A 20,906-nucleotide genomic window follows, 5' to 3' on the forward strand; every position below is an offset into this window, starting at 1 on the left:
TGTTTTTGTAATGGGGTTTTAAAAAAAAAAACAAAAACCTGGTTAATATCGCGCCCCAAACCTCCACCTCCCCCCGGCGGGGGGGGGCCCCCCCCCGGGGCCCCCCCCCCGCGACGCCCCGCGTCGCCGCTACGCGGCGTAGACCTCGAGCGCGGACAGTTGCGCCGCCGGCCAGCCGGTGTTGCCGGTGACGCGGATCCGCACGTGCCGCGCCGGCGTCGCCGCGACGGTGAGCGTCACCTGGTTGCTGTTGGCCGGATCGAAGACCCGGCCGGCCGGCGCGACGAGGGTGCTCCACGCCGTGCCGTCCGGGCTCACCTCGACCGCGAGCGTCTGGGTGCGCCGCTGCCAGGCGGCGGCGGGCGGGAGCCGGAGCGCGATCCTGCCGATCGGGGTGCTCGCGCCGAGGTCGACGGAGATCCACTGCGGGAACGCGTTGCCGGCGCTCTCCCAGTAGCTGTGGGCGTCGCCGTCGACGGCGTTGGCGCAGCCGCAGGTCTGGACGTGGCTGCTCTCCGCGGCCGGACGGCCCCGGGCGAGGTCGGTGCCGGTCGGCGGCGCCGGGTCGGGGGTCAGGGCGAGCTGGCCCTTGAACATCCGGCCGCCGTCGGCGGTGATCCGCAGGTAGCAGTCGGCGGAGCAGGCGGTGCCGTCCTCGTCCAGCGCGCGGATGCCCACCCCCGCCGGGGTGCTCGCCTGCGTCTCGCTGGTCTTGGCGATCTGGTTGCCCTCGTTGAACTCGTCGAACATGGAGACGTAGAGGCCCTGGGCGCCGAGCCGGGTGGCGTTGTAGAGGTGCCGCCAGTAGAAGTCGCCGTGGCGGCGGTGCCCGGCCGACAGGTCGCCCGGCATCACGCAGGGCTGGTAGTCGATGCCGTGCGCGGCGCAGTCGGCCAGGTCGGGGACGTTGACGTTGGTGTGGAACCAGTCCAGCCCGTCGAGGGTGCCGGTGCGGCCGACCATCCACGGCGAGAGCATGTGGAACGCGTGGTAGACCTCGGAGAAGCCCGGCCGGGAGTCGTTGACGCCCTGCCGCCAGTACGTCGGCACGCCGCCGATGACGTAGCAGCCCCGGGCCTTGAACCAGTTGACCACGTCGAGGCAGGCGGCGGGGGCGAAGGGGCGGCCGTCGTCGTTGAAGCCGAACCCCCAGACGCAGACCACCGGCCGGCCGTTCTGCCGCGCGTACGCCGGGGAGGCGGTGTGCGCGGACATCCGGTTGAGCCGGTCCTCCTTGATCTGCGACTGCATCGCCGTCCAGCCGGTGACGTCGTAAATGATGTAGAACTTGCGTCCGTGGCGTTCGGCCGCGCCGCGGACCTTGACCGTCATGGCGTCGCGCGTCGGCCCCTCGTCGCCGAACGGGTTGAACCGTTGCAGGGCGGCGGTGTCGCAGCCGTGCTCCCGCATCCACCGGAAGTGGGTGTCGACGGTCTGCTCGTCGTACGAGGAGAAGAGCCGCGCCGGCTGGCCGTTGCCAAGCGGCGGGTAGGCGGTGGTGTAGCCGCGGGCGTACTCCCGCATGTCTGGCCAGGAGACGATGGTGGTGTTGGCCGGGGAGGGCGGCTGGAAGCGGTCACGGCTCCAGTGCCACCAGCCGCCGATGGGCGCGCCGTCGCCGGGGCAGCTGAACCAGCCCTGGTAGCCGACGGAGACCTTGCCGACGACGTCGCCCGGCGGGCTGGCCGCGTACGCCGTGCCGCGCAGGGCCGACACCAGGTCGGTCGGGGCGACGGCGGCGAGGGCCGAGCCCGCGGCGAGGGATCCGATGGTGGGTCCGTGGCGGGGACGGGCCGGTGCAAGTCCGCCCCCGCCACGGCGTCATCCCCGCAGCAGCGGCAGCACCCGGCGGCCGAGCAGGTCGACGCCGCCGGCCGGGGTCAACCCGTGCGGGGTGCCGAACTCCACCCGGGTCGCCCCGGCGTCGAACACCGCCGCGGCCTGCGCCGCGACGTGCTCGGGGGTGCCGGAGAAGGCGAACAGGTCGAGCAGGTCCCCGCCGATCAGCGCGCCGGCGAGGTCGTGCTCCTGGCGGGCGACGTGCTGCTGGATGCGCGCCAGCAGCTCCGGGTCGATGTCGACGTTCGGGTCGAGGGCGGCGACCACGGCGAGGTACATGGCCACCTCCGTACGGGCCACCCGACGGGCCAGGGCGCCGTCCTCGTCCACCACGGTCACGGCGCCGAGCACCACGCCGACCTGGTCGCCGGCCCGGCCGGCGGGCGTGGCGTCGTCCAGCCAGGCCCGCATCGTCTTGGCCATCGCCGGGTTGGCCGACCCGCCGACCTTGATCTCCGCGGCGAACGCGGCGGCAGTCCGGGCGGTCTGCTGACCCCACGTCCCCACCAGGACGGGCACGTCGGCGCGGACCGGGGCGTAGCGCAGGGCCGTGCCGGGCGCCACCGTGAACTCCCGGCCCTGATAGCCCCGGTCGTCGCGGGAGAGCAGCAGCCGGACCACGTCGACGGTCTCGGTGATCCGCCGCAGCGGCCGGGCCTGCGCGACCCCGACCTGGTCGAGCCAGGTGCCCCGGGCCAGCCCGAGGTAGGCCCGCCCGTCCGAGGCCAGGTCCAGGGCCGCGACCTGCCCCGCGATCTCCACCGGATGCATGGTGAACGGGTTGAGGCAGGCCGACCCGAGCCGGATCCGCCGGGTGTGCCGCGCCGCCACCAGCAGCGGGAAGAACGGCGGCTGGTACATCAGGTCGCCGAAGACCGACAGCACGTCGAAGCCGTGCCGTTCGGCGAGTTCGGCCAGCGCGGCGTACTCGTCGGCGCTCTTGTCGGACTGCAGTCCGATGCCGACCAGTCGGCGTCCGTCGTCGGTGCTCACGTCAGTTCTCCAGTCGGGATCTGTCGCCGGGCGGTCCGCTCGATCCGCAGGATGACCCGCTCGTCGGGATCGGGGCAGGCCACGTGGCAGTCCCGGGCCAGCCAGTCCTCCGGCGGCAACGGCCGCTGCTTGGCCGGCAGCAGCGGCAGGCAGGCCGCGAGGGCGTAGAGGCAGAAGTGCCGGCCGGTGGGGATGGTGAGCCGGCTCGACTCGGTCAGGTCGATATGGTCTCCCGGCTGGAGGCCGCAGACGGAGCGGCCCTCGATCCGCTCCACCACGACCCGCAGGTCGTACAGGTCGGTGACCGGTTCCTCGGTGCTCATCGGACCGCCTCCGCGTGGTGGTGCACGATCCGCCAGCCCCGCTCGTCGCGGCGCAGCACGTCCGTCACCCGGAAGCAGTCGTCCGGTTGGCCGGCCGCGTACCGGGCGCGCAGGACGTAGCGGACCAGGCCGGTGTCGCCCCACGCCTCGGCCCGGAACTGCTCGGGGGCGACCGAGGTCGGGGGCGCGGCCGGTCCCCGGTCCGCCGCCCGGCGGTCCCGCAGCTCGTCGAGGGCGGCCAGACCGTCCAGCAGGTCGGGCGCGTCGGACTCCCAGATCGTCAGGTCGGGGTACAGCCGGGCGTCGAACGCCGCCCGGTCGCCCAACGACCGGTACATGTCGGTGATGGCGGCGGTGAGATCGTCAACGGTCATCGGGGCTCGCTTCCGGTCGGGGCGGACGGGGGTGACGGGGGCGACGGTGGATCAGGAGAGCTCGGCGAGGCGGGCGCGCAGCGGGTCGAGCCCCATCGGGCCGAGCCGCAGGGCGCGGTGGTGGAACCGCTTGCGGTCGAACGCCGCGCCCTCGCGCCGCTCGGCCTCCCCGCGGGCCTGCTGCCAGAGCCGTGCCCCGGCCTTGAACGCCAACGCCTGCGCCGGCCAGCCGAGGTACCGGTCGACCTCGAACCGCGCGGTCGCCGGATCCAGCCCGGCGACCCGGGTCAGGAAGTCCACGGCCAGCTCGGGGGTCCACCGCCGCGCGTCGGTGAGGCCGGTCCCGGCCGGGATCGGCACGTCCAGGTGCAGGCCGAGGTCGATGACCACCCGGGCGGCCCGCCACATCTGCCCGTCGAGCATCCCGAGCCGCTCGGCGGGCCCGGCGTAGAGACCCAGTTCGTCGGCGAGGCGTTCGGCGTAGTGCGCCCAGCCCTCGGCGTAGCCGTGCACCTGGCACAGCGACCGCTGCCACGGGTGCAGCTCGGCGGTGGTCAGGGTGATCGCGTGCTGGAGGTGGTGCCCGGGCAGCCCCTCGTGGCAGAGCGTCCCGACGTGCCGCCACACCGGCACCGTCGACTCGCCCGGGGGCGTCGACCACCAGATCCCGCCCGGGCGGGTCAACGCGGCGTCGGGCGGGGTGTAGTACATGACGCCGGAGGCGGCGGGGCTGATCCGGCACACCACGTGGCGGGTGGCGGCCGGGATGTCGAAGTGCGTGCCGTCCAGGGCGTCGGTGAGCCGCTCGGTGCGCTCCCGCAGCCACCGCTCCAGGTCGGGCCCGACCGGCACCCGGCCGGCGGGGTCGGCGTCCAGCGCGGCCCGCGCCCGCGCCACGTCGGGGTGGCCCAGCTCGGCGGCGACGGCGCGCTGCTCGGCGGCGGTGCGGGCCAGCTCCTCCCAGCCGTACGCGTACAGCTCGTCCAGGTCGACGGTCGCGCCGAGGAAGCTGCGCGCGGTGACGGCGTACAGGTCGCGGCCGACGCCGTCGACGTCGGTGGCCCGTGGCGCCAGCTCGGTGCGCAGGAACGCGGCGAAGTCCGCCGTCGCGGCGGCGGCCGAGCGCGCCCCGGCGGCCAGCTCCCCGGCCAGCGTCCCGTCCGGCCCTCCGGCCACCAGCCGGCCGTAGAAGTCGTCGGAGGTGACCCAGGCGGTGCACTGGTCGGCGACGGCCAGCACCTGCCGGCGGGCGACGAGGTGCCCCCGCCCGGCCGAGCGGCGCAGCGTCTCGGCGTACTGGCCGAGGGCCGCGGGCACCCGGCGCAGGTGCGCGGCGACGACCGCCCAGTCCCGCGCGGTGTCGCGGGGCAGGTTGTCGAAGACCTGCCGGACCAGGTGCACCGGCGTCGCCAGCGGGGCGAGCAGCCGGGTGGTGAAGCCCGCGTCGTACAGGTCGACCTCGCTGGCCAGGCGGTCGCGCAGCGCGCCGGCCAGCGCCCGCTGCGCCGTGCCGTCGGCGCTGGCCCCGGCCGCCGCCGTGGCGGTGTCGCGGGCCAGCTCCGCGCGGGCGGCGAAGCCGTCGGGGGAGAGGTCCGCGAAGTGCGAGTCGGGGGTACGCCCCGCCGCCTCGGCGGCCTGCGGATCCAGCTCGGCGAGCGCGTCGAGGTACCGGTCGGCGACCTCGGTGATCGTCGTCATCGGGCGACGCCGAGGCGGCCGTGGTCGTCGCGGTAGGCGACGCCACCCTTGAGCACCGCGTGCAGGGTGCGCAGCGCGGACACCGAGCGGGTGGGATCGTCGCGCAGGACCAGCAGGTCGGCGTGCCTGCCCACCTCCACGCTGCCGAGCGTGTCGGCCTGGCCCAGCCACTGCGCGGGGCGGATGGTGGCGGACTTCAGCGCGTCGGCGACGGGCATCCCGGCGTCCACCATGAACTCCAGCTCCCGCACGGTCGCGGTCGTCTCGTCGTAGCCGGCGTGCGGCGGCATGTCGCTGCCCAGCGCGATCGGCACCCCGTTGCGGATGGCGTGCTGGAGGCTCTCCCAGTGCCGGGGACCGGCCGACAGGGCGCGGTCCATCAGCCAGCCCGGCACGCCGGCGTCGCGGAAGAACTGCTCGCAGCGGCTGACCACGATGGTCGGGACGTACCAGACGCCCCGGTCGGCCATCAGCCGGGTCACCTCGTCGGTCAGCTCGTAGCCGTGCTCGACGCAGTCCAGCCCGAGTTCCACGGCGCGGCGCACCGACTCGGCCGGGCCGGCGTGCGCGGTCACCTTGCGGCCCCAGTCGTGCGCCACCCGGATCACCGCCGCCAGCTCGTCGTCGAGCAGCTGGGGGGTGTCGATCGACTCGAACTCGCCGGCGATGCCGCCGGAGATGCACACCTTGATCAGGTCGGCGCCGGCTCGGATCTGCTGCCGGGTGAGCCGGCGGAACCCGTCCGCCCCGTCGGCCTCCAGGGCGTCGGCCTCCCAGCCGTGCCCCCCGGTGCAGCAGAGGGCGTGCCCGGCGGTGAAGATCCGCGGGCCGTCCACCGCGCCGCGCTCGATCCCCTTGCGCAGGGCGAAGTCCGCGTACCGGCTCTCGCCGACGAGCCGGGCGGTGGTGACCCCGGAGTGCAGGGTCCGCCGCGCCGAGTCGGCCATCAGCAGCACCAGCTCGGCGAGGTTCGACCGGTGCACCTCGTCGCCGAAGTGGCCGGGCAGGCCGAGCGAGAGGTGGACGTGCATGTTGGTCAGGCCGGGCATGACGTGGTCGCCGTGCAGGTCGACGACCCGGGCGTCGCCGGCCTCGGCGAGGACGTCGTCGACCGGGCCGACCGCGCGGATCGTGCCGTCGGCGCCGATCCAGACGCCGCTGTCGCGCTGGACGTCGTCCCGTACGCCGTCGTAGAGCGCGAGGTTGACCAGGACCTGTTCGGTGGGGATGTGCATGCGGAGTCCTCTACGCGGCGGGCACGGTGGACGGCGCCACCGTGGGGTCGTTGAGCCAGCAGGCGGCGCTGCGGCCCCCGAGGTCGAGCGTGGGCGGGTGTTCGCCGCACGGCGCGAAGGCGTGCGGGCAGCGCGGCCGGAACCGGCACCCCGTCGGCGCGTGCGCCGGGTCGGGCACCTCCCCGGCGAGCGTCCTGGGCAGCTGCGGGTGCGGGCCGATCTGCGGCACGGCGTCGATCAACGCTTGGCTGTACGGGTGCCGGGGCGAGCGCCACAGCTGACGGGTGGGCGCGGTCTCGACGATCCGGCCCAGGTACATCACCGCCGTGACGTCGGCGATCTCGTGCACCAGGGAGAGGTCGTGCGAGATGAACAGCATGCCCATGTCCAGGTCCCGGACCAGCCCGACGAGCAGGTTGACCACCTGCGCCTGGGACGAGGCGTCCAACGCGGTGACCGGCTCGTCCGCGATGATCATCCGGGGTTCCGGCGCGAGCGCCCGCGCGATCGCGAGCCGCTGCCGCTGGCCGCCGGAGAACTGGTGCGGGTACCGCTCCGCCGCCCCGGCCGGCATGCCGACCCGGTCCAGCAGGTCGGCGACCCGCGCCCGGCGCGCGGCGCCGCTCACCGTGTCGGACACCCCGTCGAGGAGCTGGGCGCCGATGGTGCGCCGGGGGTTCAGCGACGCGTACGGATTCTGGAAGACCATCTGGAGCCCGACCTGCGGCGTCGGCCGGCGCCGCCAGCCGAGCGGGGTGACCGGGCGGCCGGCGAACCGGATCGTCCCGGCGCTCGGCGCGGCCAGCCCGACCGCCACCCGGGCCAGCGACGACTTGCCGCAGCCGGACTCGCCGACCAGGCCGACGATCTGGCCGGGCGCCACCTCCAGGCTCACCCCGGCCACGGCCCGGACCGGCCCCCGGCCACGCGCCCTGTACTCCACCTCGACGTCGCTGATCTCGAGCAGGTTGCCCGATCCGACCGGCTCGCTCATGCCGCCACCTCCAGGTGCGGACGGACCACGCAGGCCACCGACCGGTCGGCGCCGGCGGGGGACAGCGGGGGAGGCGCGGTGCCGCAGGACGGCTCGGCGTACCCGCACCGGGGTTGGAACGGACATCCGGGCGGGGCCTGCCCCGGCGCCGGCGGCCCGCCCGGGATGGGACGCAGCGTGCCGACGGACTGGGTGCCGTGCGGGCGGGCGCCCAGCAGCGCGGCCGTGTACGGGTGGTGCGGCGCGGTGAGCAGCGCCCCGGTGGGCCCGGTCTCCACCACCCGCCCGGCGTAGAAGACGTACCCGCGGGTGGTGAGCGCGCTGAGCACCCCGAGGTCGTGGGTGATGAAGGCGACGGCCAGCCCGGTCTCGGCGCGCAGCTGGTCCAGCAGCGCCAGGATGCCGGCCTGCACCGTCACGTCGAGCGCGGTGGTCGGCTCGTCGGCGATCAGCAGCCGGGGACGGGCGGCGAGGGCGATCGCGATGGCCGCCCGCTGCCGCATGCCGCCGGAGAACTGGTGCGGGTACGCCCGCACCGCCCGCTGCGGGTCGGGGATGCGGACCTGGTCGAGCAGTTCCACCGCCCGCCGGTCGGCCGCCCGCCGGTCCAGCCCCAGGTGGACCTGCATGTGTTCGGTCAGTTGCCGGCCGACCGTGAGCATCGGGTGCAGCGCCGCGGTCGGGTCCTGGAAGACCATCGCGATCCCGGCGCCGCGCACCTTCTGCCAGCGCCTGGCGTCCAGGCCCAGCAGTTCGGTCCCGGCGAACCGGGCCGACCCGGTGACCTTGGCGCCGTTGGGCAGCAGCCCGAGCAGGGTCTGCGCGGTGAGGCTCTTGCCGCACCCGCTCTCCCCGGCGATGCCGACCATCTCGCCCTCGCCGACGGTGAACGACACGTCGTGCAGGATCGGCAGCGGCCCCGTGGGGCCGGGCAGGGTGACGGCCAGGGAGTCGACTTCGAGCAGGGGTGGCATTTCTCAACGTCCCTTCGCGTAGCGGGGGTCGATCCGGTCGCGCAGCGCGTCGCCGAGCACGTTGAAGGCCATCACCACGGTGAGGATGGCCAGACCGGGAAACACGCTGACCCACCACATGGAGAGGTCCTGCGACCCGAGCGCCACCATGGAGCCCCACTCGGCGGCCGGCGGGCGGGGGCCGAGGCCGAGGAAGGACAGCGCGGAGAGCAGCAGCACGGCGTTGCCGAGCTCCAGGGTGGCCAGCACGATCGCCGGCCCCACGCTGTTGGGCAGGACGTCGCGGCGCAGCGCGCGGATCGGCCCGATGCCGAGCAGCCGGGCGGCGCTGAGGTAGTCCTCGCCGCGCATGGTCAGCACGGCGCTGCGGATGACCCGGGCGTAGACCGGCCAGGAGACGATGACCAGCGCGAGGACGGCGTTGCGGGTGCTGGGCCCGAACGCGGCGGTCACCGCCATCGCCAGGATGATCTGCGGGAACGCGAAGACCAGGTCCGTCAGGCGCATCAGCGCCTCGTCGACGAACCGGCCCACGTAGCCGGCGACCAGGCCGAGCAGCCCGCCGATCAGCAGGGCGAGCGAGACGATGGCGAGCGCGAGGGGGATCGACAGGCGCGAGCCGTGGACCACCCGGCTGAACACGTCCCGGCCGAGCGAGTCGGTGCCGAACCAGTGCGTGCCGGACGGCGGCGCGTAGGCGTCGGGGCTCTGCGCCAACGGGTCGTACGGCGCGACGAGCGGGGCGAACAGCGCCACCAGCAGCCACCCGCCGAGGATGACCAGGGCCGCCACGGCGATCGGCTGCCGCCAGATCGGCCGCCCGGTCGAGCGACCGCGCAGCCGGCCCGGCCACCGGCGCCGGGCCAGCGCGCCGGTCGCCTTCGGGTCGGGCGCCACGGGATCGGGTGCGAGTGTGGTCATGACAGCCGGATCCTCGGGTCGATGAGTCCGTACAGCAGGTCGACGGTGAGGTTGACCAGCGTGTAGACCAACGCCACGAACAGACTGACGCCGAGGATCGCGGGTAGGTCCAGCGCCGTCGCGCTGCGGTACGCGTACTGGCCGAGGCCCGGCCAGCCGAAGATGTTCTCCACCAGCACCGTGCCGGAGAGCAGCGAGGCGAAGGCGAGCCCGGAGACCGTGATCACCGGGACCAGACCGGCCCGCAGCAGGTGCCGGCGGAACACCACCCGGGCGGGCAGGCCCTTGGCGTACGCGGCCCGGATGTAGTCCTGCTGGAGCACCTCCAGCATGGACGAGCGGACGAACCGGACCAGCATCGCCACGGTCAGGCTGGTCAGCACGAGCACCGGCAGGATCAGGTGCTGGGCGGCGTCCCAGGCGACGTCCCACTGACCGGCGAGGGCGGCGTCGACCGTGTACATGCCGGTCACCGTCGGCGGCGGGCTGAAGTCGGTCGAGAGCCGCCCGCCGCTGGGCGCCAGGCCGAGCTGGTAGAAGAAGACGTAGAGCACGACGAGCGACAGCCAGAACGGCGGGGTGGACAGGCCGAGCAGCGCGCCCACGCGGATCAGCTGGTCGGTGATCCGGCCGTTGCGTACGGCGGCGAGCATGCCGATCCCGGTGCCGATGAGCAGCGCCAGCACCATGGTGGGGATGGCCAGTTCCATGGTCGCCGGCACGTACTGCAACAGGTCGTCGGCCACGGTCCGGCCGGTCTGCTGGGAGATGCCGAGGTCGCCCTGGAACAGGTTGCCCAGGTACTGCAGGTACTGCACGTACAGCGGCTGGTCCAGGCCCCACTTCTCGCGGAACGCGGCCACGGTCGCGGGGTCGTTGAGCGCCTGGTCGGAGAGGTTGGCCGTGACCGGGTCGCCGGGCACCACGGTGACCAGGCCGAACGTCACGATCGTGACGCCCAGCAGCAGCCCGGCGGTGATGGCCACCCGCTTGAGCAGGAAGAACAGCAGCGCCCGGTGCGGCCGGGGCCGGGACACGGTCGTGGTGACCGTGCCCGGCCCGGCGTCGTCGACTGTCGTCGTCATGGAGTGGCTACCCCCGGCCCACCGCGGCGAGGTCGACCTGCCAACCGGCGGCGGTGTAGTCCGTGCCGGTCAGGTCGCTGCTCGCCACCACGGTGGAGGAGTTGCTGGCCAGGACGACGTACGGCGAGGCGGCGTTCATCGCCCGCTGCCACTCCTGCATGGCGTCGGCCCGGGCGGCCAGGTCGAGGGTCGCGGTGACCTTCTTGCCGGCGGCCACGACGGCCGGGTCGGCCCGCTCGACGGTCCAGCCCGAGCGCAGCGCGGTGGCCTGGCCGGGGGACATGTTGTTGATCAGCGAGTCGGCGACCGGGTAGTTCAGGCTCTGCGGGGTGAACCCGAGGGCCATCTTGCCCGTCCGCATCTCGTCGAGGAAGGTGGTCAGCGGCTGCGGGGTCAGCTCCAGCTTGATGCCGGCCTCGGCGGCGTCGCCCTGCACCTTCGTCGCGACCGTGCCCAGGTCGACCCCCTTGTAGGTGATGGCCGGGTAGTTGAACTTGACCGTCGGGTTGGTCAGCCCCGCCTCGGTGAGCAACGCCTTGGCCTTCGCCACGTCACGCTTCGACTGCTCGGCGGCGGGCAGCGCGCCCGGGAACGCGGGGGCCACCAGGCCGGCGCCGGGGGTGGCGCCCTTGCCGTACAGCGCGGCGAGGCCCTCGTAGTCCAGGGAGGAGCGCAGCGCCTGGTTGAACTTCGCGTTCGAGGTCACCGGAGAGACGGCCGGGTCGGCGTTGAGGAAGAGGAAGTAGACGGTGTCCTGCACGCCGGAGGTCTTCAGGCTGCCCGGCAGCCCCTCCAGCAGCTTGCCGGAGATGTCCAGCGCGATCTCGGAGCCGCCGGCCCGCTGCATGGTCAGCTTCTGGGTCTGCACGTCCATGTTGCGCAGCACGACGCGGCTGAACTCGGGCTTGGTGCCCCAGTAGTTGGGGTTGGCCTCCAGCACCACCTGCGCCGACGGGTCGTACGACTTCAGCACGTACGGGCCGCTGCCGACGGAGTTCGTGTCGAGGTACTGCTGCGCGGTGTCGCTCTTCGCGGCGTCGGCGGCGTCCGTCGCGCCGTGCTCCTTGGCGACCTTGGAGTTGACCACCCCGGTCGAGGGCATCGCGAGCACCACGGGGATGTTCGGGTCGGCGGTCGCCGAGGTGACCACCACGGTCCGCTCGTCGGTCTTGGCGAACGTCAGACCGCTGACCATGACGGCGGGACTGGCCTTGACGTTCTTCAGCCGGTTGAGGGAGAAGACCACGTCGTCGGCGGTCAGCGCGGTGCCGTCGGAGAACTTCACGCCCTCGCGCAGCTTGAAGGTGAAGGTCTTGGCGTCGGGCGAGGCCTCGTACGACTCGGCCAGCGCCGGGACGGGCTTGCTGACGTCCGAGCCCTCGAAGGTCAGCAGGGTGTCGTAGAGCGAGTGCACGGCGGTGAGGCCGGTCGCCTCGTAGATCCGGCCGGGGTCGAGGGTCTTGAGGACGAACGAGGTGTTGACGGTGAGGGTCTTGGCCGAACCGCCGTTACCGCTTCCTCCGCTGCCGCCCGCGCTGCACGCGGTGCTGGAGGCTATGGCCAGCGCCGCCAGAGCGATCGCTCCGACGCGGAGCCGGCGAGGGGACACCGACATGCTGTTCCTACCTTCGTAATGGGCCGGCCCGCGCGGGACGGGCTCTCTGGGGGCTGTCGGGCCCGGCGACGCCGGGACGCCGAGGTCGGGCCGCTGGTGCCAACCGTGGCGGCTTCGCGGTCTTCGCCGTGGTGCCGTCATGGGGTTGGATGTACCCGGACGGGAGTCCCGTCCGGTTCGTGCCTCGACGCGGCTTGTCTAGTAGCGCCAAACACGTTCACCATATGTTTGACCATGCTAGACAGCGGCGTATAGTCACGTCAAACATTTCTAGCCACCCTGTTTCGGAACGAGGAAAGACGCATGCTCGGTGACCAGCTCCGTGACCTGCGCCAGCAGCACTCCCTCACGCTGCGCCAGCTCGCGGCCGCGGCCGACGTCTCACCCGCCCTGCTCAGCCAGATCGAGAACGGCGCCACGGACCCCAGCCTGGCCACCCTGCGTAAGCTCGCCAAGGTCTTCGACACCTCCATCGCGGCGCTGTTCTCCGAGCCGGACGCCCCGCTGGTGCACATCAGCCGGCCCGGCTCGCGGTCCCGGCTCGCCGCTCCGCCCGGGCAGATCGCCTACGACCGGCTCACGCCGGGGCGGGGCGACCTGGAGGTGCTCGAAGCCGAGCTGGCGCCCGGCGACGCCAGCTCCACCGAGCCGTGGGCGCACCCCTCGACCGAGTGCGCGGTCGCCGTCACCGGTGAGGTCGTCGCCGAGATCGGTGGCGAGAAGTACGTGCTGAAGACCGGCGAGGCGATCACCTTCGACTCCCGGCTGCCCCACCTCTACCGCAACGCCAGCGACCAGCGGGCCCGGCTCATCATCGCAGTCACCCCGCCGACCCCCTGACCCATCCGGCACGTCACCCGGCCCGCGTCGCGCACGTGGGCGGTACGACGCCGCCCGTCGAAAGGACCCGCAGTGGACCGTGACAGCGTCGACTGGTTCGGCTACCTCCCGGCCGTCACCACCCCGTTCACCGCCACCGGCGAGCTGGACCTCGCCGCCTGGCGCGTACAACTGGACTGGCTCGCCGCCGAGCGGCTGCACGGGGTGATCGTCGGTGGGACCACGGGCGAGTGGTTCAGCCTGACCGAACAGGAGCGCGCCGCGCTGTTCCGGACGGCCGCCGAACGGGTCGGCGACCGGCTCACGGTGCTCGGCGGCTGCAACGCGTACACGCCGGCGGAGGCGATCCGGCACGCCGAGGCCGCGCGGGACGCCGGCCTGCACGGCATCCTGCTCACCCCGCCGCCGTACGTGGTGCCCACCCGTGCGGAGGTCGTGGCCTTCTACCGGGCCGTCTCCGAGGCGGTGGACCTGCCGCTCTGCGTCTACAACTGGCCCCGCGGCACCGGCGTCGACCTGGACGCCGACCTGCTGCTGGAGCTGAGCGCGCTGGACACCGTGGTGGCGGTCAAGAACTCCACCCCGGACTTCGGCGGCTTCGTCCGGAGCCTGGTGGCCCTGCGGCACCGCCTGCGCTACTTCGGCATCCCCACCAACGAGGTGGGCATCGAACTGATGACCACGATCGGCGGCGACGGGCTGATGGGCGCCGGCGCCGTGCTCGGCGCCGACCACCCCGACTTCTTCCGCGCCCTGCGCGCCGGGGACCTCGACCGGGCCCGGGTCCTCGGCGCCCGCGACCGGGTGATCATGGAGGACTGGTTCGGGCCCGACTACGGCGCCCGCTTCGGCAACGCCCAGGCGATCATGAAGTACGCGCTCACCCTGCGCGGCGTGCCGGCCGGTCACGTCCGCGCGCCGCTGCTCCCGCTGACCCCCGCCGAACAGGACCGCGTCCGGGCCACCATGATCCAGCTCGACCTGCTCCGATGACCGCGTACGACACCGCGGTCATCGGCGGCGGCCTGCTCGGCTGCGCGACCGCCTGGCACCTCGCCCGGGCCGGCAACCGGGTCCTGCTCGTGGAGAAGGACCAGGTCAACCGGCACGCCTCGGGGCAGAACGCGGGCAGCCTGCACTTCCAGCTGGAGTTCCGGATGGTCGAGCACGGCGACGACGCGGCCCGGGCGGCGGCCCGCGCGCTCCCGCTGCACCTGGACGCCGTGCGGGCCTGGGCGAGCATCGAGGACGAGCTCGGCGAGCGGTGCGGGGTGTCGCGCACCGGCGGGCTGATGCTCGCCGAGACCCCGGCGGAGATCGCCGTGCTGGACCGCAAGGCGGCCCTGGAACGCGAGTACGGCCTCGACGTCACCGTGCTCTCTGGCGCGGAGCTGCGCCGGTTCGCGCCGTACCTGGCGGACACCGTGCTCGCCGCCGGTCACGTGCCCGGCGAGGGCAAGGCCAACCCCCGGCTGGTCACCCCGGCGCTGGCCCGGGCCGCCGGCCGCCACGGCGCCGTGCTGCGCACCGGCTGCCGGGTCACCGGGCTGCACCGGCGCGGCCGGCACTGGGAACTGCGCACCGGGACCGGGCCGGGGGACACGGCCGGGGAGACCCACCTGGCCGACACGGTGGTGCTGGCCGGCGGGGTCTGGACCGCCGAGCTGGCCGCGATGGCCGACGTCCGGCTGCCGGTCTTCCCGGTCGGGCTGACGATGAGCGCCACCGCCCGCAGCCGGCCGTTCCTGCCGCACCTGATCCAGCACGTCGGCCGGCGGCTGTCGATGAAGCAGACCGAGGACGGCAACGTGCTCATCGGTGGCGGCTGGCCTGCCAAGCTGGTCAGCCGGGCCGGCCGGGTCGACCTGGAGACCAACCCGGAGCTGCGCTACGAGTCGCTGGTCGGCAACGCCGACGCCGCCCGGGTGGTCCCGGCCGTGTTCGACCTGCCGGTGATCCGGACGTGGACCGGCATGACCACGCTCACCCCGGACCACCTGCCGCTGCTCGGCGCGGTCCCGCGCCGACCGGGGCTCTACGTCGCCACCGGCGGCTCGGCCTTCACCCTCGGCCTCACCTACGCCCGGCTCCTCGCCGCCATGGTCGTGACCGGCGAGGCCGACCGGTCGATCGAGGACTACTCACCCTCCCGCTTCGGAGCGCTGAACTTTGTCTGAACACCGCCCGTCGGACCCTGCGCACGCGCCCCGGCGCACCGCGATGCGGCGACCCGCGCCGGTCACCATCGAGGTGGACGGCCGGCCGGTGCCCGCCCACCCGGGCGAGTCGCTGGCCACCGCGCTGCTCGCCGCCGGGGAGCGGGCCGTCGGCACCACGCGCGGCGGCGCCCGCCGCGGGCCCTACTGCAACATGGGGATCTGCTTCGAGTGCGTCGTCACGGTCGACGACGTGCCCTGCCAGCGTTCCTGCCTGATCCGGGTACGGGCCGACATGCGGGTCCGCACGGCGGTGCCGCGGTGAGCGCGCCCGACGTGGTGGTGGTCGGCGCCGGCCCGGCCGGCCTGGCCGCCGCCGCCACCCTCGGCCGGCACGGTGCCGCCGTCACCGTCGTCGACGAGCAGGAGCAGCCGGGCGGACAGATCTACCGCCGCCCGCCGGCCGGGTTCACCACGCCGGCCGCACCCTCCTCCGCCGGCCGGGCGCTGCTGGCCGAGGCCACCGCCGCGCCCGGCGTACGGTGGCTCGCCGACACCACGGTGTGGGGCGTCCTCGGCACCCGGGCCGGCCTCGACGGGTACGCGGGCGAGCAGCCCCCGCCGGGCCGCTACCGGGTCGCCACGCACGGCCCGGCCGGGGTCCGCCTGCTCGAACCCCGGGCGGTGCTGCTCACCGCCGGCGCGTACGACCTGCCGGTGCCGTTTCCCGGCTGGACCCTGCCGGGAGTGCTCACGGCGGGCGGTGTGCAGACGTTCGTCAAGGCGCAGGGCCTGCTGCCGGGCGGCCGGTTCGTGCTGGCCGGCGGCCACCCGCTGCTGCTGGTCGTGGCCGCCCAGCTGGTGCGGGCCGGCGCCCGGGTGGTCGAGGTCGCGCTGATCCAACGCCGCCGCGACCTGGTGCCCGGACCGGCCGGGCTGGCCGCCGTGGCGGGTGCGGGCGGCAAGATCGCCGAGGGCGTCGGCGCGCTGCGCGTCCTGCGCCGGGCGGGGGTGCCGGTCCGGTTCGCCACGGTGGTCCGCCGCGCCGAGGGTGACCCGGACCTGAGCACGGTGACCCTCGCCGAGGTCGGCCCCACGGGGCAGCCGGTGCCCGGCACCGACCGGGACGTGCCCTGCGACGTGCTGGCGCTGGGGTACGGCTTCGTCCCCTCCGTCGAGCTGGCCCGGCAGGCCGGCTGCGCGGTGAGCTGGGATTCCCCCGCGGGCGGTTGGGTGGTCCGGCACGACGAGTGGCTGCGTACCTCGGTGCCGGGCATCGCGGTGGCCGGCGAGCTGACGGGCGTCGCGGGCGCCGAGCAGGCGGCGGTCGAGGGCCGGCTGGCCGCCCTCGGCGTGCTGCGCGACCTGGGGCTGCTCGACGAGCGCCGGGCCGCCACGCTGGCCGGCCCGGTGCGCCGGGAACTGCGCCGCCGGCGACGGTTCGTCACCCAGGTGCTCGACCGGTTCGCGCCGGACCGCGCGGCCCTGGGCAGCCTGGTCACGGACGACACCGTGCTCTGCCGCTGCGAGGAGGTGCGGGCCGGCGACGTGCGCCGTGCGCTGGGCGCCAATCCGCATCTGGGCACCGCGAACGCGGTGAAGCTGGTGACCCGCGCCGGGATGGGCCTGTGCCAGGGCCGGTCCTGCCAGCCGGGCCTCTGCCAGCTCATCTCCACGCTGACGGGCCGGGGGCCGGAGGAGGTCGGCGCGTTCACCGCGCAGGCGCCGGTCAAGCCCGTCCCGCTGCGCGCGCTCGCGCTCGGCGACGGCCGGCCCGGCGCGGACTGACCGAGCCACACGGGGGTGGATCGGCCCAGTCGAGCGGGCGCGGATCGGCCCTGCCCTCGGGCCGATCGGGCGGTCAGGCCCCGCGGGGACGCCTGCCGCGACCCCGAAGGGCGGGAGCATCGCCATGACGACCGCCGACCTGTGGCTCGACCCGCGCTGCCCGTGGGCCTGGAACGCCTCCCGCTGGCTGCTGGAGGTGGAACGGGTCCGCCCGGCGGCGGTGCGCTTCCACGTGATGAGCTCGGTCAGAGCCAGCCGGAGCGGCGGAAGAGGCGGTGCAGGGTGAGGGCGGTCAGCGCCATCAGGCCGAGCGCGGCGGGGTAGCCGTAGCGCCAGCCCAGCTCCGGCATGTTGGCGAAGTTCATGCCGTAGATCCCGGCGATGCCGGTCTGGGTCGCGGCGATGGCGGCCCACGCGGCGATCTTGCGCATGTCGTTGTTCTGGTCCACCGCGAGCTGCGCCAGCCGGGACTGCAGGATCGAGTTCAGCAGGTCGTCGTACGCGGCGACCCGGTCCACCGCCCGGGTCAGCCGGGCGTCCACGTCGACGAACCACCGGTGCAGCTCACGCGGCGGGTTGTCGGGCCGCTGGTCGAGCAGCGAACGCAGCGGCAGCTGCAGGGGCTGAACCGCCCGCTTGAACTCGACCACCTCCCGCTTGAGCTGGTAGATGTGCTGGATGTCGGCCGAGCGGTCGCGGGCGAACACGGCCTCCTCGATGCGTTCCAGGTCCCGCTCGACGTGCCCGGCGACCTCCAGGTAGAGGTCCACCATCCGGGAGCAGACCGCGTACGCCACCGCCCACGGGCCCTGTGCGAGCACCGCCTGGCGCTGCTCGACGTCGGCGCGGACCGAGGTGAGCGCGCCCGCGGCGCCGTGCCGCACGGTGATGGCGAAACGGTCGCCGAGCAGCACCATCACGTCACCGGTGTCGATCACCTCGGAGGTGTCGGTCAGCTCGGCGTGCTCCACGTATCCGGCGGTGCGTAGCACCAGCAGGGTCACGTCGCCGTCGCGCCGCACCGCGGGCCGGTGGCCGTCGGCGAGCGCCTGCTCGACGGTCAGGTCGTCGAGCCCGAAGGTGCGGCCGACCGCCGCCATCACCGCCGGGCCCGGCTCGTGCAGACCCAGCCAGACGAAGGCGTTGCGGCCACGACGGCTGCGGGCGTACGCGTCGGCGTAGTGCGGGCGGCCCGGCTCGCGCCGCCCGTCGACGTAGACGGCACAGTCGACCACGGCGTCCGGATTGGACCGTCGGGGCTCCGGCCCGCGTTGCCCCGGCACCGGTCGGCCGAGCAGCCGGTCGAACATGGCCGACAGATCCACCCGTTCTCTCACCCGCCGAGCCACCCGTCCCCCTCCGCCTCGCCGGCATCCGCGCGGACACCGTACTCGGCTCCGGCGGATCCGGGGCTCACGGCACCCGGGTGGCGAAGACGACGACGTTGTCGACGTAGTTGCCGCTGTCGCGGTCGAACCGGCCGCCGCAGGTGATCAGGCGCAGGCCGGTCCCGTCGCTGGGCCCGTAGACCAGGTCGGTGGGGAAGCGGTCCTTGGGGTACGACCCGACGCCGTCGACGGCGAACGTGGCGACGCTGGCGTCGGCCCGGATGACCCGTACGGTGTCGCCGGTCCGCAGCCGGCCGAGGTCGAAGAAGACGGCGGGGCCGGCGGCGGAGTCGACATGCCCGACGATCACGGCGTTGCCGGTCTCGCCGGGGGTGACGCCGTGCCGGTACCAGCCGGCCACGGTGGGCTGGTCCAGCGGCGGCACCTCCAGGCGCCCCTCGGCGTCGGCGCCCACCGGGACGACCCGCGCCCGCACGTCGATGGCCGGGATCCGCACGTCGACCGGCTCGGCCCGGTGCAGCGGCGGCACCGACGGCGCGGAGCGGGCCGGCGCGGGGGCGTCGGCGGCCTCCGGCCGGGGCGGGCGGGGCGGGGTCGTCGCCACCCCGGCGGCCACCAGGCCGAGCCCGGTCGTGCCGAGCAGGACGACGACCGTCACCGCCCAGCCGGGCCTGCGCCAGGACACGATCCCACCTCCGTACGCGTTCGCCCGGGTGCCCGCTCCGGTGGTCACCGGTGCGGGCACCCGTTCCAGGGATGGATTGGCTTTCGGGAGTGGACGGCGCGGGGCCGTCGGTCAGAGCGTGGCCGCCGCCATGTGGCGCCTGCGGCGGGCCAGGATCAGGGCGCCGCCCGCGGCGGAGCCGAGCAGGGCGCCGCCGGCCGCCAGTGCCCCGGTCCCGTCGGCGTCGCCACGGCCGCCGGCCTGGGCGCCGCCGATCGGGGTGACGGTGAACGTGGCGCTGCCGGCCGCGCTGCCGTCGCCGCAGGTCGCGGTCACCGTGTAGGTGCCCAGGGTGAAGCCGGCGGTGAAGAGTTCGGCGCTCAGCCCGCCGCCGGCCGCCGCGGTGGTGGACCGGACGTTCTGGTCGCGGTCGGGCCCGGTGACGCGGAAGATCGCGTCGCCGGACTTCGGGTTGCAGGTCGTCGCGGTGAGCACGACCGTCCCGCCGACCGGCGTGGTCGCCGGTGACACGACGGTGTCGGCCAGCGCCGCGCCGGGGAGCAGGAGCGTGCCGAGACCCACGCCGAGCGCCGTCGATACGAGAACTGTCTTTGCCTTCATACGCGTCTTCCCTCACTTTTCGTCCGCTGACTGCGTGGGACGTCGTTCGGGTGGCCAACTCCGTGACTAGCACCGGTGTGACCAACCCTAGGAGGGTTGGGCCCTCGATCCGGTGAAAATGAGAAATCTTCGTTGCCGTCACGAGTCCACCCCCGAGGCGGAGGGAGCAGCGGAAATGCCGGCACGACCCGCCCGCGAGGGTTGGCCGTGCCGATGTCGCCGGGGGTCGTGCTGTCGGAGCTGGGCCGTCTCGGCCGGTCTCGGGAACGATGCCCCGCGGCGGGCCGTACGCGTCCGGCCCGCCGCCCTGGCCCTGTCGCGGCCCGTCTGCTGGGATCAGCCCTGTGCGGTCGCGCTCTCCGGGCGCGGCTCGGGCAGCGGCTCCCCGGTCTCCAGCAGCGACTTGAGGCTGGCCAGCAGCTCCGGCCAGCCGCCGCTGCCGTCGAGCTGGCCGCTGACCGCCCGGTACATCTCGCTGCCCGGGGAGAAGTCCTCGTGGGTGACGGTCAACCGGACGAACGCGCCGTACGGGGCGATGTCGAAGGTGACCCGGGACCTCCGTTCGCCGAGCCGGGCCGCCAGCTCCTCGTCGGACCAGCCGAAGTGGGCGGCGTGCTCCGAGGGCTACCGGCAGGTCCCGCCCGAGTGGAGTACTCCCTGACCCACTTCGGCCGGTCCCTCAACGAGGCGCTGCTGCCGCTGGGCGACTGGGGCGAGCGGAACATGGCGGCCATCGAGGCCATCGCCCGCGACTGACGAGCGGCGCGCCGCCAGCGTGCTCCGGCGCCCGCCCCGGCACGTCCGCCCTCAGGTGCGTCCGTTCTCAGGCGCGCCCGTCGGGATCGGTCACCCAGCCCGCGAGCAGCACCAGCCCCGAGGGCCGGTGCACGGCGAGGAAGCCGAAGGGGCGGTCGACGTCGAGGCGTACCCGCCGCTTCCGCGCGGTGACCCGCGGCCGCGCCGAGCCCGCCCGCGTGGAGACGGCGGTCACCGCGGCCGCGCGGAAACCCGTCGCGCCGAACGTCGCCGTCGCGCTCTGCCGCGCCTGCGAGACCGACAGCAGCCGGGCGATGCCGGGAAAGTGGTCGCCCTCGCCGACGGCGGTGGCGAGGCCGAACAGCGCGGCCCGCGCCAGCAGGTCGTGGTCGGCGCAGGCGGTGAAGCCCACCGTGGCGACGAGCAGTTCGGGCCGGTCGTCGGCCGCGTCCACGACCTGCTCGTCGACGCCGGGGCCGGCGGCGACCGGCAGCGCGGTCGGGGTGTCGAGCGCGCCGATCGCGGCCGGCAGCACCTCGGCCGCCCCGCGCTCCGGCGCGCCCAGGGCGAGCACCACGTCGACGTCCTCGGCGCCGCGTACGGTCAGCAGGCTCAGCGGCCCGGCGGCGGTGTCGGCGGCCCGCAGCGCGTCGAGGTCGTGGCTGAGCCGGCTCAGCCCGG

22 protein-coding genes and 1 pseudogene are annotated in these 20,906 nt (G+C 74.4%); 7 read left to right on the forward strand and 16 right to left on the reverse strand.

Features of this window, described 5'->3' with window-relative positions; all coding sequences use genetic code 11:
• Nucleotides 1-129: 129 nt before the first annotated feature.
• The 11 genes from AB0G13_RS26240 to AB0G13_RS26290 all read right to left on the reverse strand — a co-directional run bounded on the left by AB0G13_RS26240 (nt 130) and on the right by AB0G13_RS26290 (nt 12,051).
• Entirely contained in the window at nt 130-1,716 is a 1,587-nt protein-coding gene (locus AB0G13_RS26240; protein WP_357879399.1) for a discoidin domain-containing protein, read from the reverse strand.
• A gap of 105 nt (nt 1,717-1,821) precedes the next feature.
• Nucleotides 1,822-2,832, reverse strand: coding sequence for an LLM class flavin-dependent oxidoreductase (locus AB0G13_RS26245; RefSeq protein ID WP_357879402.1), 1,011 nt, complete (start codon nt 2,830-2,832; stop codon nt 1,822-1,824).
• Entirely contained in the window at nt 2,829-3,155 is a 327-nt protein-coding gene (locus tag AB0G13_RS26250) for a TIGR04076 family protein (RefSeq protein ID WP_357879405.1), read from the reverse strand. The genes AB0G13_RS26245 and AB0G13_RS26250 overlap by 4 nt, the downstream gene beginning before the upstream one ends.
• Nucleotides 3,152-3,529 (reverse strand): nuclear transport factor 2 family protein, encoded by a 378-nt coding sequence (locus AB0G13_RS26255; protein ID WP_357879408.1) that lies wholly within the window; start codon nt 3,527-3,529, stop codon nt 3,152-3,154. Before AB0G13_RS26255 ends, AB0G13_RS26250 begins: the two co-directional genes overlap by 4 nt.
• Before the next feature lie 51 nt (nt 3,530-3,580).
• Nucleotides 3,581-5,227 (reverse strand): DUF885 domain-containing protein, encoded by a 1,647-nt coding sequence (locus AB0G13_RS26260; RefSeq protein WP_357879411.1) that lies wholly within the window; start codon nt 5,225-5,227, stop codon nt 3,581-3,583.
• Complete coding sequence (locus AB0G13_RS26265) at nt 5,224-6,462, reverse strand: amidohydrolase family protein (RefSeq protein ID WP_357879414.1); 1,239 nt, start codon at nt 6,460-6,462, stop codon at nt 5,224-5,226. Before AB0G13_RS26265 ends, AB0G13_RS26260 begins: the two co-directional genes overlap by 4 nt.
• A gap of 10 nt (nt 6,463-6,472) precedes the next feature.
• Nucleotides 6,473-7,456 carry an ABC transporter ATP-binding protein gene (locus tag AB0G13_RS26270; protein ID WP_357879417.1) on the reverse strand — a complete coding sequence of 328 codons (984 nt, stop codon included), beginning with the start codon at nt 7,454-7,456 and terminating at the stop codon, nt 6,473-6,475.
• Nucleotides 7,453-8,430: an ABC transporter ATP-binding protein gene (locus AB0G13_RS26275; protein ID WP_357879420.1), complete on the reverse strand. Its 978-nt coding sequence runs from the start codon at nt 8,428-8,430 to the stop codon at nt 7,453-7,455. Before AB0G13_RS26275 ends, AB0G13_RS26270 begins: the two co-directional genes overlap by 4 nt.
• Nucleotides 8,431-8,433: 3 nt before the next feature.
• Nucleotides 8,434-9,351 carry an ABC transporter permease gene (locus AB0G13_RS26280; RefSeq protein ID WP_357879423.1) on the reverse strand — a complete coding sequence of 306 codons (918 nt, stop codon included), beginning with the start codon at nt 9,349-9,351 and terminating at the stop codon, nt 8,434-8,436.
• A complete protein-coding gene (locus AB0G13_RS26285) occupies nt 9,348-10,436 on the reverse strand; it encodes an ABC transporter permease (RefSeq protein ID WP_357879426.1) in 1,089 nt (362 codons plus the stop codon). The genes AB0G13_RS26280 and AB0G13_RS26285 overlap by 4 nt, the downstream gene beginning before the upstream one ends.
• 7 nt (nt 10,437-10,443) lie before the next feature.
• Nucleotides 10,444-12,051 carry an ABC transporter substrate-binding protein gene (locus AB0G13_RS26290; RefSeq protein WP_357879429.1) on the reverse strand — a complete coding sequence of 536 codons (1,608 nt, stop codon included), beginning with the start codon at nt 12,049-12,051 and terminating at the stop codon, nt 10,444-10,446.
• A gap of 303 nt (nt 12,052-12,354) precedes the next feature.
• On the opposite strand from AB0G13_RS26290, the gene AB0G13_RS26295 reads away from it, so the two are divergent.
• The 6 genes and pseudogenes from AB0G13_RS26295 to AB0G13_RS26320 form a co-directional block, all read left to right on the forward strand.
• Nucleotides 12,355-12,891, forward strand: coding sequence for a helix-turn-helix domain-containing protein (locus AB0G13_RS26295; RefSeq protein ID WP_357879432.1), 537 nt, complete (start codon nt 12,355-12,357; stop codon nt 12,889-12,891).
• Between the two features lie 72 nt (nt 12,892-12,963).
• On the forward strand, nt 12,964-13,884 hold the full coding sequence (locus AB0G13_RS26300) for a dihydrodipicolinate synthase family protein (protein ID WP_357879435.1): 921 nt from the start codon (nt 12,964-12,966) through the stop codon (nt 13,882-13,884).
• On the forward strand, nt 13,881-15,068 hold the full coding sequence (locus AB0G13_RS26305) for an FAD-dependent oxidoreductase (RefSeq protein ID WP_357879438.1): 1,188 nt from the start codon (nt 13,881-13,883) through the stop codon (nt 15,066-15,068). Before AB0G13_RS26300 ends, AB0G13_RS26305 begins: the two co-directional genes overlap by 4 nt.
• Before the next feature lie 43 nt (nt 15,069-15,111).
• Nucleotides 15,112-15,372: a (2Fe-2S)-binding protein gene (locus AB0G13_RS26310; RefSeq protein ID WP_357879441.1), complete on the forward strand. Its 261-nt coding sequence runs from the start codon at nt 15,112-15,114 to the stop codon at nt 15,370-15,372.
• Complete coding sequence (locus tag AB0G13_RS26315) at nt 15,369-16,835, forward strand: FAD-dependent oxidoreductase (RefSeq protein WP_357879444.1); 1,467 nt, start codon at nt 15,369-15,371, stop codon at nt 16,833-16,835. The genes AB0G13_RS26310 and AB0G13_RS26315 overlap by 4 nt, the downstream gene beginning before the upstream one ends.
• Before the next feature lie 124 nt (nt 16,836-16,959).
• Nucleotides 16,960-17,076 (forward strand): annotated as a pseudogene (locus tag AB0G13_RS26320) (disulfide bond formation protein DsbA); the annotation flags it as partial.
• Between the two features lie 4 nt (nt 17,077-17,080).
• Here AB0G13_RS26320 and AB0G13_RS26325 read toward each other — a convergent pair.
• The 4 genes from AB0G13_RS26325 to AB0G13_RS26340 form a co-directional block, all read right to left on the reverse strand.
• The gene (locus tag AB0G13_RS26325) at nt 17,081-18,145 is read right to left on the reverse strand and encodes a magnesium and cobalt transport protein CorA (RefSeq protein ID WP_357879462.1); all 1,065 of its coding nucleotides are present in this window, start codon (nt 18,143-18,145) and stop codon (nt 17,081-17,083) included.
• 103 nt (nt 18,146-18,248) lie between these two features.
• Nucleotides 18,249-18,869, reverse strand: coding sequence for a class F sortase (locus tag AB0G13_RS26330; protein WP_357879447.1), 621 nt, complete (start codon nt 18,867-18,869; stop codon nt 18,249-18,251).
• 111 nt (nt 18,870-18,980) lie between these two features.
• The gene (locus AB0G13_RS26335; protein WP_357879450.1) at nt 18,981-19,469 is read right to left on the reverse strand and encodes a hypothetical protein; all 489 of its coding nucleotides are present in this window, start codon (nt 19,467-19,469) and stop codon (nt 18,981-18,983) included.
• A 336-nt stretch (nt 19,470-19,805) separates the two neighbouring features.
• Nucleotides 19,806-19,979 (reverse strand): hypothetical protein, encoded by a 174-nt coding sequence (locus AB0G13_RS26340; protein ID WP_357879453.1) that lies wholly within the window; start codon nt 19,977-19,979, stop codon nt 19,806-19,808.
• Between the two features lie 102 nt (nt 19,980-20,081).
• Between AB0G13_RS26340 and AB0G13_RS26345 the strand changes: the two genes are divergently transcribed.
• On the forward strand, nt 20,082-20,225 hold the full coding sequence (locus AB0G13_RS26345) for a winged helix-turn-helix transcriptional regulator (RefSeq protein WP_357879456.1): 144 nt from the start codon (nt 20,082-20,084) through the stop codon (nt 20,223-20,225).
• A gap of 67 nt (nt 20,226-20,292) precedes the next feature.
• Here AB0G13_RS26345 and AB0G13_RS26350 read toward each other — a convergent pair.
• The coding region (locus AB0G13_RS26350; protein WP_357879459.1) for a serpin family protein at nt 20,293-20,906 on the reverse strand (614 nt) is incomplete at its 5' end.

The organism is Micromonospora sp. NPDC023633 (genome assembly GCF_040640035.1).
In the GTDB taxonomy this organism is placed as follows: Bacteria; Actinomycetota; Actinomycetes; order Mycobacteriales; family Micromonosporaceae; genus Micromonospora.

Bases quoted from the DNA above. Each gene is read 5' to 3' on its own strand.
- AB0G13_RS26250 (WP_357879405.1), bottom strand. From the start codon at position 3,155: ATGAGCACCGAGGAACCGGTCACCGACCTGTACGACCTGCGGGTCGTG.
- AB0G13_RS26255 (WP_357879408.1), bottom strand. From the start codon at position 3,529: ATGACCGTTGACGATCTCACCGCCGCCATCACCGACATGTACCGGTCG.
- AB0G13_RS26260 (WP_357879411.1), bottom strand. From the start codon at position 5,227: ATGACGACGATCACCGAGGTCGCCGACCGGTACCTCGACGCGCTCGCC.
- AB0G13_RS26265 (WP_357879414.1), bottom strand. From the start codon at position 6,462: ATGCACATCCCCACCGAACAGGTCCTGGTCAACCTCGCGCTCTACGAC.
- AB0G13_RS26270 (WP_357879417.1), bottom strand. From the start codon at position 7,456: ATGAGCGAGCCGGTCGGATCGGGCAACCTGCTCGAGATCAGCGACGTC.
- AB0G13_RS26275 (WP_357879420.1), bottom strand. From the start codon at position 8,430: ATGCCACCCCTGCTCGAAGTCGACTCCCTGGCCGTCACCCTGCCCGGC.
- AB0G13_RS26280 (WP_357879423.1), bottom strand. From the start codon at position 9,351: ATGACCACACTCGCACCCGATCCCGTGGCGCCCGACCCGAAGGCGACC.
- AB0G13_RS26285 (WP_357879426.1), bottom strand. From the start codon at position 10,436: ATGACGACGACAGTCGACGACGCCGGGCCGGGCACGGTCACCACGACC.
- AB0G13_RS26290 (WP_357879429.1), bottom strand. From the start codon at position 12,051: ATGTCGGTGTCCCCTCGCCGGCTCCGCGTCGGAGCGATCGCTCTGGCG.
- AB0G13_RS26295 (WP_357879432.1), top strand. From the start codon at position 12,355: ATGCTCGGTGACCAGCTCCGTGACCTGCGCCAGCAGCACTCCCTCACG.
- AB0G13_RS26305 (WP_357879438.1), top strand. From the start codon at position 13,881: ATGACCGCGTACGACACCGCGGTCATCGGCGGCGGCCTGCTCGGCTGC.
- AB0G13_RS26310 (WP_357879441.1), top strand. From the start codon at position 15,112: ATGCGGCGACCCGCGCCGGTCACCATCGAGGTGGACGGCCGGCCGGTG.
- AB0G13_RS26325 (WP_357879462.1), bottom strand. From the start codon at position 18,145: ATGTTCGACCGGCTGCTCGGCCGACCGGTGCCGGGGCAACGCGGGCCG.
- AB0G13_RS26335 (WP_357879450.1), bottom strand. From the start codon at position 19,469: ATGAAGGCAAAGACAGTTCTCGTATCGACGGCGCTCGGCGTGGGTCTC.